This is a genomic window from Gilliamella sp. CG16 (genome assembly GCF_046635785.1).
Classification (GTDB): domain Bacteria; phylum Pseudomonadota; class Gammaproteobacteria; order Enterobacterales; family Orbaceae; genus Gilliamella; species Gilliamella apicola_I.
Genome location: NZ_JBIDFL010000012.1, coordinates 33,924 through 50,426, shown reverse-complemented (window position 1 = coordinate 50,426; position 16,503 = coordinate 33,924). Strand labels below are relative to the sequence as shown.

Below are 16,503 nucleotides of genomic sequence, written 5' to 3'. Positions count from 1 at the left end.
TCTTAGAATCAGGATGATAGTGTTAGTAAGTAGCATTGTGTAAAATTTGCTTGGTGAAAGACTTTTTAAGATAGAAACCACGTGGACGTGTTAAAATAGTTTGACCATTTTCTCCTACCGCTTCGGTTAAAGCTTTACCGTTTGCCGCTTTAGGTCTTATTTGTAAATATGTGCCATAATGTGCTGTAATTCTTTCAACATGACCTAATGCAATCATATCCATCAGTTCTTGCCAATCTTGTTTGAGTTGCTGTTCTTGTTCTTTTGAGGGTATCCATAAAATAGGACTGCCAACTTTACGATTGGCAAGTGGGATAGATCTTTCCCCTTCGATTGGGATCCAAAGTACTTTAGATAATTTATATTTCACATGGCTTGTTTCCCAAATCACACCATGATTTGCCATTAATGGTGCGACACTGACAAAGGTCGTTTCTAATGGTTTACCATGCATATCAATTGGAATTGTTTTTAGTTCGATGCCCAAATTACTAAAATCTCGTTCAGCTTTACTACCGGCATTGGCTCCCAAAAACGTTTCAATAAGATTGCCAACCCATCCTTTTTGTTTAGTCAAATTGTCAGGAATTGGCATGCCTAAATATTGAGCAATTTCACCAAATGTATATCCAGCAACAAGTTTTGCTCGATCTAATAACTCTTGTTCACTGCTTGGAAAAAATATTGCCATTTATAAACGCTATCATCTAATAATTATGCCTACCTAAAATGATAAAGGATTAGCTTAATTTTTCAACCCATACTGCGTAAGCTTGAATAATTGATGAAAGAAATTCTCGGGTTTTTTCTGAAATATTGCCATTCACATCGAAAGCGGCACTGATACCACCAATATAAGCTTCAGGCTGTTGTAAGGTTGGCATATCTAGAAAAACTAGTGACTGACGTAGTTGATGATTAGCGCCAAAACCGCCAATTGCACCTTGTGAGACCGAAATCACTGCGGCTGGTTTTTTTGCCCAGACATTTTTACCATAAGGACGTGAGCCGACATCAATTGCATTTTTGATCACAGCAGGTAAACCTCGGTTATATTCAGGTGTGACAAAAATCACGCCTTGACAATCCGCTATTTCGTTGCGAAATAAAGTGTAAGATGCTGGTGGGGTATCGGTATCAATATCTTCATTATAAAAGGGAAGATCGCCAATTTCGATTAAATATAAGGAAAGTGAAGAAGGGGCAATTTCTTTAAGGATTTTAGCTACTTTTAAATTATATGAACCTTTACGTAAACTACCAACGAGTACTGCAATTTTTTTACTCATTTTGGGTCCCCTTAAATTGAAAATAAAGAGACACCATTAGTGTCTCTTATTTAAAATAATTACAGATCATTACGGTGTTTTAATGTCCTGATGAATCCAATTTACGTCCTGTCTCAAATAGGAACCAAGCTCGTCTTTCAGATTGGTCAATCCATTCTTCAATTAAGCTTGCTGTTGCTGAATCATTATATTTATCACAAATATCATGAGCAACACGCATTCGTTCTGTTAATCTAATATTATCTTGACAAAGTTCAGCAAGCATATCAGACGGCTCAACAAAATCTGCATTATTGTCAGAAATACTTTGTAATTTAGAGATGTGACTAATTGAACGTAACGTTGTTCCGCCCAATTTACGTACACGTTCAGCAATCGGATCAGTCATTGCAAATAGTTGATCTCCATGATCGTCTAACATTAAATGGTAATCACGAAAATGTGGACCACTGACATGCCAATGGAAGTTTTTAGTTTTTAAATACAAAGCAAAGACATCGGCTAACACAGAATTCATTGCTCCAGAGATATCTTTAGACGCTTTTTGACCTAAATCAGTTGGAAATAAAATTGCAGATTGTTGTAGTCTTTTTGCAGTAGCTGTACTTTTGGCAGATAACGGTTTTTTTGTAGTCGTTTTTTTGGAAGTAGTACTTTTAGCCATCTAATATTCTCCTATAGGTGAATTGTAAAAATTGCTTAACTTTCCTATACCAAATTACGCCAAGTCTTAACTAAAGTCCAATCAAAATGAGCTATTTTTAACTATTACTGCTATTTCAGCAGTCTATGATTCTTATTTTTATTCTAAATAAAGCATTATTTGAAATAAATTCTTTCACAATAAAAGAATTTATTTCAAATTGTGACATAGTTAAAAGTTTTGTGTTTTTGAAATTGATACTCTTTGTTTGAAGTTTAATTAATGAGGAGAAATTATGATTGATACAATTTCATATGGAGCCGAATGGTTTATCGGCTTATTTCAAGAAGGTGGAAAAGTGTTTGTCGGTATGGTTACGGGAATATTACCACTGTTAATTTCACTGTTAGTGGTTATGAATGCCGTAATCAAATTCATTGGGCAAGACCGTATTGAGCGCTTAGCGCAAGCTTGTGCAGGCAATCCTATTTCACGATATTTATTGTTACCTTTAATAGGCACATTTGTTTTTTGTAATCCGATGACGCTTAGCCTAGGGCGTTTTATGCCCGAGTTTTATAAACCTAGTTATTATGCGGCATCATCTTACAGCTGCCATTCAATGAATGGGCTATTTCCTCATGTTAATCCCGGTGAACTTTTTGTTTATTTAGGTATCGCGGCCGGGTTAACAACCTTAAACCTTCCTTTAGGACCATTGGCTGTAAGTTATTTTTTAGTTGGCTTATTCACCAACTTTTTTAGAGGTTGGATTACTGATTTTTGTACTGCTATTTTTGAAAAAAAAATGGGCATTAAATTAGATCGAAAGGTACATCTATAACTAAAAGGAATAAACAAGGTAATGAACATGATGAAATTTATTCGAATTGAAAAAGGTGAAGCCGGTTGGGGTGGACCTTTAGAGCTGCCAATTATAGCGGGTAAAAAAATTGTATACATTGCAGCAGGTACCCGACCAGCAATTGTTGATACTTTAGAAAAATTAACGGGTTGGCAAGCTATTGATGGTTTTAAAGAAGGGGAACCGCCTAAGGATGAAATTGGGGTTGCTGTCATTGATTGTGGTGGCACATTAAGATGTGGTATCTATCCTAAAAATAGAGTGCCTACAATTAATATTCATGCGACAGGTAAATCAGGGCCACTTGCCCAATATATTTTGGAAGATATTTATGTCTCAGCCGTAAAATCCAATAATATTAGTGTGATTGAAAAAGAGATAGATAGTGACATCCAGAAAGCATCTGTTACAAACAATTCACATCAAAAAGTGCACACAAATAATTTTAAAGAGTATGACAGTAGTAAAAAAATCACCGAACAAAGCGATGGTTTATTAGCAAAAATCGGTATCGGTATGGGATCAGGTGTTGCCGTATTCTTTCAAGCTGGTCGAGATACGATTGAAACTGTACTTAAAACTATTTTACCGTTTATGGCATTTGTATCGGCCTTAATTGGTATTATTATTGCCTCAGGATTAGGTGATTTGATAGCTCATGGCTTAGTTCCATTAGCTGATAATCCACTTGGTCTGGTTATTTTAGCGCTTATTTGTTCTTTTCCATTACTTTCGCCATTTTTAGGACCCGGTGCGGTTATTGCACAAGTCATCGGGACGTTAGTTGGTGTTCAAATTGGTCTTGGTAATATTCCGCCACACTTAGCTTTACCTGCTTTGTTTGCCATTAATGCTCAAGCTGCTTGTGATTTCATTCCTGTCGGTTTGTCTCTTGCCGAAGCGAAACAAGATACCGTGCGTGTTGGGGTTCCCGCTGTTTTAGTCAGTCGTTTCTTAACTGGCGCGCCAACTGTTTTAATTGCGTGGGCAGTGTCGTTATTTATTTATCAATAAGCAAACGAATAGAGAAGGTCAATGATGTCAAAAGTTATCTACCATTCAAAAGTTAAACAAATTGGTGACTTTGCCAAAGAAGCGTTGGCAGATGGCATGCTAATCCTGTTTAAAGAAGGTGCACCGTCTGATTTAGCCGATTATTGCTTTATACATAGTCATGACGAGTTAAGGCAGAATCTTGAAATAGGGCAATGCATTCAATTAGGCAATCACACTTATCGTATAACTTCGGTTGGGGAAGTCGCCACAACCAATTTTAAAGAGTTAGGTCATCTCACATTAAGATTTGATGGGAATCGTGAAGCTGAATTACCGGGGTCAGTGCATGTTACTGGTGAAATACCTAATCAACTTAATATTGATGATGAAATTATAATTTTAACTATTTAAGGAACAGAAAATGAAACAAGTAGCAGTCATTATAGGTGGTGGACAAACCTTAGGGGCTTTTTTATCTGAAGGTATTGCTGATGCTGGGTATAAAATTGCCGTTGCAGATTTAAATATTGATAATGCAAATAAAGTTGCTGAAGTAATAAATAAAAAATATGGGGTAGGAACAGCAAAAGGTTTTGGGGTCGATGCAACAAATGAGGAGAGCGTGCGACAGCTAGCTCAAGAGGTTGATAACACATTTAAACGAATTGATTTAATGGTTTACAGTGCCGGTGTTGCTAAAGCTGCGCCCATTACTCATTTTGTATTGAAAGACTTTCAATTATCCGTCAATGTTAATCTTACTGGTTATTTTTTATGTGCACGTGAATTTGCTAATTTAATGATTAAATATAAAACTGCCGGTCGAATTATACAAATTAACTCTAAATCGGGCAAAGTCGGTAGCAAACACAATTCAGGGTATAGCGCCGCAAAATTTGGTGGCGTTGGATTAACGCAATCTTTAGCACTCGATCTTGCTGACTACGGAATTACGGTTAATTCATTGATGCTGGGTAACTTATTAAAATCGCCAATGTTTCAATCCTTGATTCCACAATATGCTAAAAAACTTGGTATACCAGAAAACCAAGTTGAACAAGTTTATATTGATAAAGTGCCACTGAAACGAGGTTGTGATTATCAAGATGTGCTTAACGTATTGTTATTTTATGCAAGCGATAAAGCATCATATTGTACAGGACAATCAATTAATATTACGGGTGGACAAGTTATGTTTTAACTCAATTTGGTGCGAAGGTATAGCGATGCCTTTCGCACATCTCTTTTCTGGTCTGGTTAAAAGGAGAGAATAATGGATACGACATCAACGTTAGCCTTATTGGCTCTAATTGCTTGGAGTATACAGATAATACTTGGCTGGTTTCAAATTCGTCGTTTTAATCGAGCATTTTTATCGATGAAGAAAGGCACTTACTTAGGTGTTGGTCGTAGCCAAACTCAACGTTTTAAACCGAAAGTTTTAATCGCGCTATCATTAGATCACGATAAAAAAGTGATTGATTCAGTATGGATGAAAGGAGTGACCGTTTTTGCATTGCCAAAACCAATACCACAATTATTGGGACTAAATATTACCGATATTATGCCTGAAACCATTTTCCCCAATGATTTTGCGTCACAAAGCGCCTTGATTCTTGCATTAAAAGCAAATAAATAATCCCTATCTTTTATTTTGAAAAGTATTTTCTTTCATGATGAAGTATAATATTTTATACAATAAATTAATTCTGTTATTAAACAGTAATAATGGACTCCAATCATGAAAGTAAGGCAACGACAAACTGCAATCTTAGAATATCTGCAAAAAAATGGGCAAGTGAGTGTTGATGAGCTAGCTACCCATTTTCAAACGACGGGTACCACTATTCGAAAAGATCTTACTCAACTCTATGAAAGTGGGCTTGTACTACGGACTTATGGTGGTGCAATGTTAAATCGCGAAATTGGTGACCGTGCGATTGATCACAAAACTTATATTAATACGGCACAAAAAAAAGCAATAGCACAGGAAGCGGCAACACTTATTCATGACGGGGATTCTGTTATTTTTGATGCAGGAAGTACCGTTGCACAAATGATTCCTATGCTAGCTCAATTCAATAATTTAACTATCATGACCAACAGCTTACATATGGTGAATGAGCTCGTTGCTAATGATAATGACCAAAATATTATATTAACAGGTGGCACATTTCGTCGTAAATCCGCTTCGTTTCATAGTAATAATGCTTCAGCTATTGCAGCATTTGAATCCTATTCATTTGATAAACTGTTTATGGGTGCTGATGGCGTGGATTTGGTTGGTGGGGTAACCACTTTTAATGAAAGTTATCACGGTAGTGTGGCAATGAGTAAAGCTGCTGCCAAACTGATTTTATTAGCGGATTCTTCAAAGTTTGGACGACGAAGCCCAAATGTTGTTTGTGATTTAGATGCAGTGGATACTATCATCACTGATGATCATTTAGATGATAAATATTATGATGCTTTGATACAACGGGGTATCAATGTTATTAAAGTTAAAGTAGTTGAGAAATAGATTAATACTAAAGTTTGATTGAATGTGGAATTAAATTTCTGGAGTATTTGGCCTCTTACGTAATCTCAATATATATTGAGATACGTTAGAAACCAAAACCCATGATCAATAACCCTTTAATTGATAATTTTCTTTAGTTAAAATAGTAATCTTGCTCTGATAGTCCCTGCGACATTTTTGAGTTTAATTAATAACTCTTCAGCTTTACTTTGTTCAACCCTATCGATATCAATAACTACATAGCCAATTTTAGGATCCGTTTGTAGGTATTGAGCCGAAATATTTAAACCTTGTTCTGCAAACAAAGTATTGATTGCGGTTAATACACCGGGTTGATTATGGTGAATATTGATAAATCGACTCGATCCTTTAGCCGGAATAGGTAAAGAAGCTTCAGGAAAATTAACAGCTGACAGGGTCGCACCTGTGTCGGAATATTTAGCCAATTTAGTCGCCACTTCGATACCAATGTTTTCTTGAGCTTCGCTGGTAGAACCACCAATATGCGGAGTGATAATGACATTATCGAATTCACATAATGGCGATTCAAATGGATCATTATTACTTGCTGGTTCGGTCGGAAATACATCAATGGCGGCACCACTAATTTTATTGGCTTTTAAAGCATCAGTTAATGCATCAAGATCGATAACTTTACCGCGTGATGCATTAATTAATATCGCACCTGATTTCATTTGATTGATCTCATTTTTGCTGATCATTCTGATTGTGGTTGGGTTTTCAGGGACATGCATACTGACAATGTCACTCATTGCGAGTAATTCATTCATGCTTGCTACCTGTTTTGCATTGCCTAAAGGTAATTTTGTTTCAATATCATAAAAATAGACATTCATTCCCAATGATTCAGCCAATATACTTAATTGGCTACCTATGTGACCATAGCCAATAATACCTAGATTTTTACCTCTAGCTTCATGAGATCCCGTCGCTATTTTATTCCATTTACCTTGATGAGCTTGAGCATTGGCTTCTGGTACTCGTCGAAGTAATAATATGGCTTCGGCTAAAACAAGCTCAGCAACAGATCGCGTATTCGAAAATGGAGCGTTAAAAACAGGAATACCTTTAACAGTTGCAGCATCGAGATCAACTTGATTCGTGCCTATACAAAAACAACCAATACCGGCTAATTTAGGTGCTGAATTAATAATATCTTCGGTTAAATGAGTTCTTGAGCGAATTCCTATGAAGCGGACATCTTTTAAGGCTGTTTTAAGTTCGGTAGGGGATAAGGCGCTTTTAAGATATTCTATATTTGTAAAACCTGCGGATTTGAGTACCTCAATGGCACTAGGGTGAACACCTTCAAGTAATAAAAACTTATTTTCATCTTTAGTTAAAGCCTGAACAACCATCTTTTCCTCTCTTTCCATATACCACATTAATGCGTAAAACTTTAATAATAACACTCAATTTAATTTGAACAATGGTTTAATGTTAACTCTTTGACACCTGAACTTGAACCGACTAATGCAATGTTTGCACCTCTGTTAGCAAACAAACCAACTGTGACGACACCTGGAATATTATTAATACAATTTTCTAATTTAATTGGGTTTGTGATGACTAAATCATGAATGTCTAAAATAACATTGCCATTATCAGTCACCACGCCCTGACGATAAACGGGTTTTCCACCCAGTTTAAATAACTCACGTGCAACGTATGATCTAGCCATTGGTATGACTTCAATGGGTAAAGGAAATTTACCTAATACATTGACAACTTTTGATTCATCAACAATACAAATAAACTGTTTAGCCAATGCTGAAACAATTTTTTCGCGCGTGAGTGCAGCTCCTCCACCTTTTATCATCTGCATCTGATAATTAATTTCATCTGCGCCATCAACATAAACATCCAAACTATCGACTTCATTACAATCAAGTACGGGGATACCATAGCTGAGTAGTTTTTGGGTGGAAGCTTCTGAACTTGAAACCGTTCCTTTAATTTGACCTTTAATCGTTGCTAAAGCATCAATAAAATGTGCGGCTGTTGACCCTGTTCCAACTCCAACTAATGAGTTGGGTTTTACAAACTTTAAAGCAGACCAGCCGACCGCTTTTTTTAATTCATCTTGCGTCATAATATCACCGTAGTTTTAAATAATTTTTATTCAAAAAAATAAAATTTTGAAAGCAAAATTACTGAAGATATGGCATAGTAACCGTTTGGAAAGCAAAAATCATTAGTATTTTAATAAAATATATTAAGTTTTAGATCTATTTAAAAAATTAGCCGGTTCTAAAAGGTTTGAGTATTCAAGCAAAGATCCCATTATTCGTAAAGAGATTATGAAGCGTCCAGATTATAGAGCATTACAAGCATTAGATGCAGTAATAAAAGAGCGAGGTTTTGAAAGAGCAGCCGATAAATTGTGTATTACACAACCGGCGGTTTCACAACGCATCAAGCAACTTGAAAGTTTTTTTGGTCAGCAGCTTTTAGTCAGAACCATTCCGCCCAAAGCGACCAAGCAAGGGGAACATCTTTTAGGTTTATTGCATCAAGTAGAATTACTCGAACAACAATGGTTAGGCGATAACGATCAAAATCCGACACCATTGTCGTTATCGATTGCAATCAACGCGGATTCACTCGCAACCTGGCTTTTACCTGCGTTAAAACCCGTGTTAGATAAAAATATTTTACGTTTTGATATCCAAGTTAAAGATGAAGAGCATACATTAGAATTATTGCGACTTGGTACGGTTGTGGCCGCAATCAGTATTCAAGCCAATCCATTACCGGGTTGCTTGTCAGATATGTTAGGCGCCTTAGACTATATTTTTGTTGCGTCGCCAGATTTTGCTAAAAAATATTTTCCTAATGGGGTTACCCGTTCTTCCTTGTTAAAAGCACCAGCGGTAGCTTTTGATCATTTAGATGATATGCATCAAGCTTTTTTACAAGAGAATTTTAATCTTACGCCAGGAAGTGTCGTCTGTCATATAACCAGTTCTTCTGAAGCATTTGTTCAGCTAGCCAAACAAGGTTCGGCTTGTTGTATGTTACCAAAACTTCAAGTTGAACAAGAGTTGAAAACGGGAGAACTTGTCAATTTGACAGAAGGTCTTTATCAAAGACGAATGCTTTATTGGCATCGATTTGCCCCTGAAAGTAGTGTGATGCAAAATATTTCTGAAACATTGATCCGTTATGCACAAAATGTGCTTTCTCAACCTCATAAATAATCGATTATATAAGCATATAAAATGCTAAAATAAGATGTTAACTTTAAACGTTTGGATCAATTGTCATAACAACTAAAAGAGTCGATGCTATGTATCAACTAAAAAATGATCGTTATTTACGAGCTTTACAGTGTTTACCTGTTGATTACACGCCTGTGTGGATGATGCGCCAAGCTGGGCGTTATTTACCTGAATATCGTGATTTAAGAGCTAAAGCAGGGGATTTTATGACGATGTGTCAAACTCCCGATTTAGCTTGTGAAGTGACTTTGCAGCCACTGAAAAGATTTGATCTTGATGCCGCCATTATTTTTTCTGATATATTAACTATTCCTGATGCAATGGGGCTTGGTTTGTATTTTGAAACAGGAGAAGGCCCAAAATTTAAGCAATCAATTCAGTGTCTATCTGATATTCAGCAACTCCCCATTCCTGATCCAGAGCAATCATTAAGATATGTGATGGATGCTATTCGGCTAACCAAAAAAGAACTCGACGGAACAGTACCATTAATTGGATTTTCGGGTAGTCCGTGGACACTCGCTACCTATATGATTGAAGGTGGAAGTAGTAAAGCTTTTACTAAAATAAAAAAAATGCTGTATAGTGATCCTAAAGCACTGCACCTATTACTTGAAAAACTGGCTAACAGTGTCGCTATATATTTAAATGCCCAAATTGAAGCCGGTGCGCAGTCGATAATGATATTTGATACTTGGGGCGGGGTGCTAAGTCATCAAAGCTATCAAACGTTTTCATTAGATTATATGAAATTAATCTTATCGCAATTAAAACAAGGTAAAAAGAGTCAAAATATCACTTCTTATGTACCTGTAACCTTATTTACTAAAGGTGGCGGATTATGGCTAGAAAATATTATAAACTCGGGATGTGATGCGATAGGTGTTGATTGGACAGTTGATCTAAATAACGTGCCACAAAAAGGACAAATAGCGGTACAAGGTAATCTTGATCCTTCAGTATTATATGCTGATAAGCAAATAATCGAAGCGAATGTAGATGCTGTGTTATCGGAATTTGGCTATCATAATGGGCATGTTTTTAATTTAGGACATGGTATTCATCAAGATATTCCGCTAGAACATGTACAATATTTAATTGACGCGGTTCATCGTCAATCAAAAAGGTTTCATCATGATTAAAAACCCAATTCAATTAAGAATGGAAAAATTGCCTGAATGGCAACAACGTTTATTTATGGTTTGTTTGTGTGAACGAATGTACCCTAACTTTGTTTACTACTGCAAACAAGTTGATAATCAAGAAGATAGTAAAAATTACAAAAAAATACTTGATTTAATATGGGAATCCTTATTAGTCTATGATGTAAAAATAAACTTTGATTTACAGCTAGAAAAATTAGAAGCTATCATTCCTGTTTTTACTAATGAAAGCCCTTATATGGTCTATCCTGCTATTGATGCATGTCAGGCACTTAGCGAGTTGTTACACTCGTATTTAAGTGGTGATATTGCTGAACACACCGCTAAAGTAAGTAGTATATCAGCGACAACTATTGCTGAATTTGAGATGACAAAAGAAAATATTTTACTTTCAGAGGATGAACAACAGCAATTACCTAGTGTAATTGATGAATTTGATTTGCAATGGGAAATTTTCCGATTATTACGCGATGAAAAAAATGAAATGGAAGATTTAATAAAAGGTCTAAAAGCAGAAATTCGAACGTCACAAATGAGCAATATTGGTGTTTTTTTAAGCAATTAAAGCGTTCCAGCCATGATTTTTTTATTTTTTAATAAATTTTTCTTTTATATTAGAGCAATATAGACTACATTTAATAGTAATGTAACCTAAATGTTGTTTACAGTTGGAAAGTTATGTAATTAACTTTCTTTATTATGTTAACTTTAACAATAAAATAAATATGTAAGGATATTTCCATGAATAAAACAGAACTTGTCGATGCAATTGCTAGTAAAGCTGATATTACTAAAGTTGCAGCTAAAACTGCGTTAGAAGCTACATTAGCAGCTATTACTGAATCATTAAAAGCTGGCGAACCAGTACAATTAGTTGGTTTCGGTACATTTAAAGTTAATGCTCGTAAAGCACGCACGGGTCGTAATCCTAAAACCGGTAAAGAAATCAAAATTGCTGCAAGCAAAGTACCTGCTTTCGTATCAGGTAAAAGTCTTAAAGAAGCAATCAAATAGTTTTTTTAAATTGTCGAAAATGTTTTTTTGACAATTAATAACGCTAGGTCATGGAACATCGTTTCATGACCTTTCTATTTAAAAAAATGATTAAAACGTATCAATGCATTACAATGCGTTTAAATTATCTTACATTTAATCTGTGTTTGTTAGTTAATATTATTTAATTAAACTAAGATGTAATTTCTATAAATTTAGCATTTAATACTGTGAGTAAATCACTAGGTGCCATTTCAATTTCTAATCCTCTTTTTCCGCCTGATACCAGCATAGTGTTTAAATAATTTGCGCTAATATCAATTAATGTGGGTAGACGTTTTTTCTGACCTAATGGACTGATTCCTCCAACCAAATAGCCTGTCGTTTTTTCAGCTATATTAGGATGAGTTAAATCAATCTTTTTACAGTTAAATGCTTTTGCTACTTTTTTAAGATCTAAATGTTTATTAACAGGTAATACGCAAACAGCTAATGTTTTGTCATTGTTGTTTAAACTTACAACAAGCGTTTTAAAAATTTGATCGGCAATCACATTTAATGTTGGATCAAGTTTATTGACAGCTTCTTGACCGTAATTAGTTGTATTAGGGTCGTGTTCATATTGATGAATTTTAAATTGAATTTTTAATTTTTTTAGTTGGTTAATCGCTGGTGTCATATCAATATCCCCTGTAATTCAAAATGATAGGGTATCATTTAATTTTAATCACTCTATAAATTTTTTAATAGAGTGATTAAAAAGAATAGTGGATAATTTTAAATAATTAATTGATATTTTGCTTTGTTTTTTAATGGGTTTTATGCTGGTTTTTTAATAGCATATTGAGACGATAAAGGAAACATATCATAAAGATATTAGCAAATATTATTATTGTTGAATAGATAATATTTATCATCAGTGATGTAATTGAAATTGCCCAATTTGACAATAAAAATATAGCTAAAAAGTAGATTAAAAACATTGGTAAGGTTAATCGCCAATACATTAACGTGTGTGTAAAACAGTCTATAAATTTTTGGAAAAAATCTTTTGTTGAAGGTTCAATAATTAAACTATTGAATTGGAAATAAACTATCGATATAACAATCATAACAACAATCGTGACCGTTAAAATTAAAAGATTCATGATTTGGATGGGTAAAATCAGATTCAAAACTGAGCATATTAATAACATAAATATTAACCCAGTAACGATTAAACATGCACAAACTAAATTTAAACCGATTAAATTTAATATGTTTGGTAACAAACGGGACAATATTAAATTGAAATTAAATTTATTGCTGATTGAATAATTATATATCACAGCAAGTATAATCGCCTGTGTCATAAAATTTATCACCATATAAATCATTGCTGGTTTTAATAATTGCAATAACACGGCATAGAGAGATTGGTTAGATAATTGCTGAAAAAGTTGTTTATCAAATAAATTATTTAAAATTGGTGTGGTAGTGGCACTGATTAAAAAACAGATGATAATGATTGGCTGAAAACGATTTCTAATAAAATTAATTGTTTCATTTAACAATCGAGAAAAGGATAATTCGGTTTGCATTTTTTAGCTCTAAGTCATTAAGTGGTAACCAAAATAGGCTACCACAAGTGTTGATATATATTTATTATGATTGTAATAATGAGATATCTGCAACTTTTAAAAATAAACTTTGTAGTTTTTTCAATAATGATAAACGATTAAGTTTTATTTTTTCATCATTAACCATGACCATAACTGAAGCAAAAAATTCATCAACGGGTGCTTTAAGCGTAGATAACTCAACGAGGGCATCTTGATACCGTCCTTGATTAAAATATGGGGCTAATTTATCCATTAACACCGCAACATGTTTTGCTAACTCTCTTTCTGCACCAGCTTCAAGCAATGAAGCATTAACACTATCAGGAATTGCTAGTTCTGCTTTAGACAATATATTCGATACTCGTTTATTTGCTTCAGCTAATGATGATGCTTCTGGCAGTGTTCTAAAATGTGTTACGGCTTTTACACGCGCATCAAAATCGGCTGGTTTGGTAGGATTAAGAGCCAATACGGCTTGAATAGTATCAATGGTGAAACCAAGTTCTTGATACCAAGCACGAAAACGACCCTGCATAAAACTAACAATATCAGTTACAACATTTTGGTTATTTAATTTATCACCATATAATGAAACGGCAAATTCAGATAACGCAATAAGATCTAACGGTAAGTTTTTTTCTACAATGATTCTTAGCACACCAATAGCCGCACGTCGCAGTGCAAAGGGATCTTTATCGCCTTTAGGGTGTTGCCCAATACCAAAAATACCGGCTAAAGTATCCATTTTTTCAGCGATTGAAACAGCACAAGAAACAGCTGTACTTGGTAACTCATCACCGGAAAAACGAGGTTTATACTGTTCTTCTATGGCGGTGGCGACTTCAACACTTTCACCATCTTTAAGGGCTAAATAACGTCCCATAATCCCTTGCGTTTCAGGAAACTCGAAAACAGTGTTCGTGACTAAATCGCATTTAGTCAATTTGCCTGCACGTTTTGCTTGCGCTACATCTGCACCAATTTGCTCAGCAATGAAACCTGACAATGATTCAATACGTAATGCTTTATCTTTTACAGTACCCAACTGTTGTTGAAATAATACCGTTTCAAGGCGAGGTAAGCGATCTTCTAAACGCTGTTTTAAATCTGTTTTATAGAAAAACTCAGCATCGGCTAAACGTGGACGAACCACTTTTTCATTACCAGCAATGACCACTTGCGGATCTTTTGACTCAATATTAGCAACAAAAATAAAATTCGGTAGCAATTTTCCTTGTTTATCATAAACAGGGAAGTATTTTTGATCGCCTTTCATAGTATAAACAAGTGATTCGGCAGGGACGTCTAAAAAACGTTCTTCAAATTTTGCTGTTAAAACAACAGGCCACTCAACCAATGAAGAGACTTCTTCTAATAAACTGTCTGTTAAATCCGCTTTACCATTAAGTTTTGCCGCTGCGGCTTCTGCTTGTTGTTGGATAATTAATTTACGTTTATCATAATCAGCAATAACTTTACCGCGTTGTTCTAAAATTTCAGGATATTGATCGGCATTATCGATAGTAAACTCCTGTTCACCCATAAAACGGTGTCCACGGATCACCCGTGCGGAATCAATGTCTAAAATAGTACCGGGTACCAGTTCATCACCATATAACATCGTCACAGTATGGCTTGGGCGAATAAATTCAACTTGACGGGCTGCCCAGCGCATTGGTTTTGGTATTGGTAATTTGTTTAAAGCATTTTTAACCATATCACATAACAAATTGACAACAGGCTGTCCTTTTTGATTTTGTGTAAAAGAAAGCCATTCCCCTTTATCTGTTTGTATTCGTTCTGCTTGATCAACCGTAATACCACAACCACGAGCCCAACCTTCTGCGGCTTTCGTTGGATTTCCTGCTTGATCGAATGCTGCACTTACTGCTGGGCCTCGTTTAACGATTTGGCTATCAGGTTGAGTATCATTCAGATTTAATACTTTTAATGCTAAACGTCTTGGTGATGCATACCAAAGGACTTCACCATGTTCTAAATTTGCATTATCCAGTTGTTCGATAAAATTAGCCGCAAAACTTTCAGCCAAAGTTCGGAGCGATTTTGGTGGTAACTCTTCTGTACCAATTTCCACTAAAAATGTTTTTTGCATAATATATATTCCTACTTAGATGATGCACTTTCGCTTGAAGGTGAATTTTGGCACATAGGGAAACCGAGCGCTTCACGTGATGCATAATAGGCTTCAGCAACCATTTTAGTTAATGTTCGAATACGTAATATATAGCGTTGTCGCTCTGTAACCGAAATGGCTTTACGGGCATCAAGTAAATTAAAACAGTGAGCGGCCTTTAAAATACGTTCATAAGCTGGTAAAGGAAGTGGCTTTTCTAACTCAAGCAAAAATTTTGCTTCTTTTTCGTGTTGTTCAAAACAGTAAAATAAGAAGTCAGTATTCGCATATTCAAAATTATAAGTTGATTGTTCAACTTCGTTTTGATGGAAAACATCGCCATAAGTCGTTTTACCGAATGCTCCATCACTCCAAATCAAATCGTAAACACTATCGACGCCTTGAATATACATGGCTAGTCGTTCCAAACCATACGTTATTTCACCTGTTACTGGCTTACATTCAAGTCCACCGACTTGTTGAAAATAAGTAAATTGGGTTACTTCCATACCATTTAACCACACTTCCCAGCCAAGCCCCCAGGCACCTAAGGTTGGGTTTTCCCAATTGTCTTCAACAAAGCGAATATCATTGATTGTTGGATCTAGACCAAGCTCCTTCAACGAACCTAAATAAAGTTCTTGGATATTATCGGGTGAAGGTTTTAAAATAACTTGGAATTGATAATAATGTTGTAGCCTATTTGGATTTTCACCATAACGACCATCAGTAGGGCGACGAGAAGGCTGAACATAAGCAGCATTAATTGGCTCAGGTCCAAGCGCACGTAAACAGGTCATTGGATGTGATGTACCTGCACCCACTTCCATATCTAAGGGTTGAATCACTGTACAACCTTGATTAGCCCAGTAATCTTGTAACGTAAGTATTAAACCTTGAAAGGTTTTGACATTAAACTTTTGCATGATGTTGTCTTTATGGTTGAATTGATTTTTTCGATATTTAAAACAGTGCTGTATTTTATACTTTTTATGAGTGCTTGTGAAATGTCTAATCGCTTCATATCATAATATATTACTTAACTATCTTAATGTG

Annotated in this window: 18 protein-coding genes; 10 read left to right on the top strand and 8 right to left on the bottom strand. The window is 35.2% G+C overall.

The window, feature by feature from the left end:
* Positions 1 to 22 precede the first annotated feature (22 nt).
* From mutH to ACGH47_RS10095, 3 genes are all read right to left on the bottom strand, one after another.
* Complete coding sequence (mutH, locus tag ACGH47_RS10105; protein ID WP_267360922.1) at positions 23 to 691, bottom strand: DNA mismatch repair endonuclease MutH; 669 nt, start codon at positions 689 to 691, stop codon at positions 23 to 25.
* A gap of 49 nt (positions 692 to 740) precedes the next feature.
* On the bottom strand, positions 741 to 1,289 hold the full coding sequence (locus tag ACGH47_RS10100) for an NADPH-dependent FMN reductase (RefSeq protein ID WP_411623350.1): 549 nt from the start codon (positions 1,287 to 1,289) through the stop codon (positions 741 to 743).
* A gap of 79 nt (positions 1,290 to 1,368) precedes the next feature.
* Positions 1,369 to 1,953 carry a Dps family protein gene (locus tag ACGH47_RS10095; protein ID WP_065558418.1) on the bottom strand — a complete coding sequence of 195 codons (585 nt, stop codon included), beginning with the start codon at positions 1,951 to 1,953 and terminating at the stop codon, positions 1,369 to 1,371.
* A 274-nt stretch (positions 1,954 to 2,227) separates the two neighbouring features.
* Between ACGH47_RS10095 and srlA the strand changes: the two genes are divergently transcribed.
* The 6 genes from srlA (at position 2,228) to srlR (ending at position 6,314) form a co-directional block, all read left to right on the top strand.
* Positions 2,228 to 2,776 (top strand): glucitol/sorbitol-specific PTS transporter subunit IIC, encoded by a 549-nt coding sequence (gene srlA / locus ACGH47_RS10090; RefSeq protein WP_267350127.1) that lies wholly within the window; start codon positions 2,228 to 2,230, stop codon positions 2,774 to 2,776.
* 27 nt (positions 2,777 to 2,803) lie between these two features.
* Positions 2,804 to 3,811: a PTS glucitol/sorbitol transporter subunit IIB gene (locus ACGH47_RS10085; protein WP_324123839.1), complete on the top strand. Its 1,008-nt coding sequence runs from the start codon at positions 2,804 to 2,806 to the stop codon at positions 3,809 to 3,811.
* 24 nt (positions 3,812 to 3,835) lie between these two features.
* Positions 3,836 to 4,204: a PTS glucitol/sorbitol transporter subunit IIA gene (locus ACGH47_RS10080; protein WP_267360918.1), complete on the top strand. Its 369-nt coding sequence runs from the start codon at positions 3,836 to 3,838 to the stop codon at positions 4,202 to 4,204.
* Between the two features lie 10 nt (positions 4,205 to 4,214).
* A complete protein-coding gene (gene srlD / locus ACGH47_RS10075; RefSeq protein WP_267360916.1) occupies positions 4,215 to 4,994 on the top strand; it encodes a sorbitol-6-phosphate dehydrogenase in 780 nt (259 codons plus the stop codon).
* A 72-nt stretch (positions 4,995 to 5,066) separates the two neighbouring features.
* Positions 5,067 to 5,432 carry a transcriptional regulator GutM gene (locus ACGH47_RS10070; protein WP_267380258.1) on the top strand — a complete coding sequence of 122 codons (366 nt, stop codon included), beginning with the start codon at positions 5,067 to 5,069 and terminating at the stop codon, positions 5,430 to 5,432.
* A gap of 102 nt (positions 5,433 to 5,534) precedes the next feature.
* Complete coding sequence (gene srlR, locus ACGH47_RS10065; protein WP_411623349.1) at positions 5,535 to 6,314, top strand: glucitol operon DNA-binding transcriptional repressor SrlR; 780 nt, start codon at positions 5,535 to 5,537, stop codon at positions 6,312 to 6,314.
* A gap of 137 nt (positions 6,315 to 6,451) precedes the next feature.
* Here the strand turns inward: srlR and serA are convergent, their stop codons facing one another.
* On the bottom strand, positions 6,452 to 7,693 hold the full coding sequence (serA, locus tag ACGH47_RS10060; protein ID WP_267380257.1) for a phosphoglycerate dehydrogenase: 1,242 nt from the start codon (positions 7,691 to 7,693) through the stop codon (positions 6,452 to 6,454).
* 59 nt (positions 7,694 to 7,752) lie between these two features.
* Positions 7,753 to 8,427 carry a ribose-5-phosphate isomerase RpiA gene (gene rpiA / locus ACGH47_RS10055; RefSeq protein WP_411623348.1) on the bottom strand — a complete coding sequence of 225 codons (675 nt, stop codon included), beginning with the start codon at positions 8,425 to 8,427 and terminating at the stop codon, positions 7,753 to 7,755.
* Between the two features lie 208 nt (positions 8,428 to 8,635).
* Here rpiA and ACGH47_RS10050 point away from each other — a divergent pair, with 208 nt between their 5' ends.
* The 4 genes from ACGH47_RS10050 to ACGH47_RS10035 all read left to right on the top strand — a co-directional run bounded on the left by ACGH47_RS10050 (position 8,636) and on the right by ACGH47_RS10035 (position 11,733).
* The gene (locus ACGH47_RS10050) at positions 8,636 to 9,535 is read left to right on the top strand and encodes a LysR family transcriptional regulator ArgP (RefSeq protein ID WP_065558410.1); all 900 of its coding nucleotides are present in this window, start codon (positions 8,636 to 8,638) and stop codon (positions 9,533 to 9,535) included.
* A gap of 89 nt (positions 9,536 to 9,624) precedes the next feature.
* Positions 9,625 to 10,698 carry a uroporphyrinogen decarboxylase gene (hemE, locus tag ACGH47_RS10045; RefSeq protein WP_411623347.1) on the top strand — a complete coding sequence of 358 codons (1,074 nt, stop codon included), beginning with the start codon at positions 9,625 to 9,627 and terminating at the stop codon, positions 10,696 to 10,698.
* Positions 10,691 to 11,284, top strand: a complete 594-nt coding sequence (locus ACGH47_RS10040) for a YjaG family protein (protein WP_267350113.1) — start codon at positions 10,691 to 10,693, stop codon at positions 11,282 to 11,284. The genes hemE and ACGH47_RS10040 overlap by 8 nt, the downstream gene beginning before the upstream one ends.
* Before the next feature lie 176 nt (positions 11,285 to 11,460).
* Positions 11,461 to 11,733: an HU family DNA-binding protein gene (locus ACGH47_RS10035; RefSeq protein WP_065558407.1), complete on the top strand. Its 273-nt coding sequence runs from the start codon at positions 11,461 to 11,463 to the stop codon at positions 11,731 to 11,733.
* 172 nt (positions 11,734 to 11,905) lie between these two features.
* Here ACGH47_RS10035 and ybaK read toward each other — a convergent pair whose 3' ends face one another.
* The 3 genes from ybaK to glyQ all read right to left on the bottom strand — a co-directional run bounded on the left by ybaK (position 11,906) and on the right by glyQ (position 16,373).
* The gene (ybaK, locus tag ACGH47_RS10030; RefSeq protein ID WP_267350111.1) at positions 11,906 to 12,391 is read right to left on the bottom strand and encodes a Cys-tRNA(Pro) deacylase; all 486 of its coding nucleotides are present in this window, start codon (positions 12,389 to 12,391) and stop codon (positions 11,906 to 11,908) included.
* A gap of 965 nt (positions 12,392 to 13,356) precedes the next feature.
* Positions 13,357 to 15,429 carry a glycine--tRNA ligase subunit beta gene (glyS, locus tag ACGH47_RS10025; RefSeq protein WP_411623355.1) on the bottom strand — a complete coding sequence of 691 codons (2,073 nt, stop codon included), beginning with the start codon at positions 15,427 to 15,429 and terminating at the stop codon, positions 13,357 to 13,359.
* Positions 15,430 to 15,437: 8 nt separating this feature from the next.
* Positions 15,438 to 16,373 (bottom strand): glycine--tRNA ligase subunit alpha, encoded by a 936-nt coding sequence (gene glyQ, locus ACGH47_RS10020; RefSeq protein WP_065558403.1) that lies wholly within the window; start codon positions 16,371 to 16,373, stop codon positions 15,438 to 15,440.
* Positions 16,374 to 16,503: the final 130 nt, after the last annotated feature.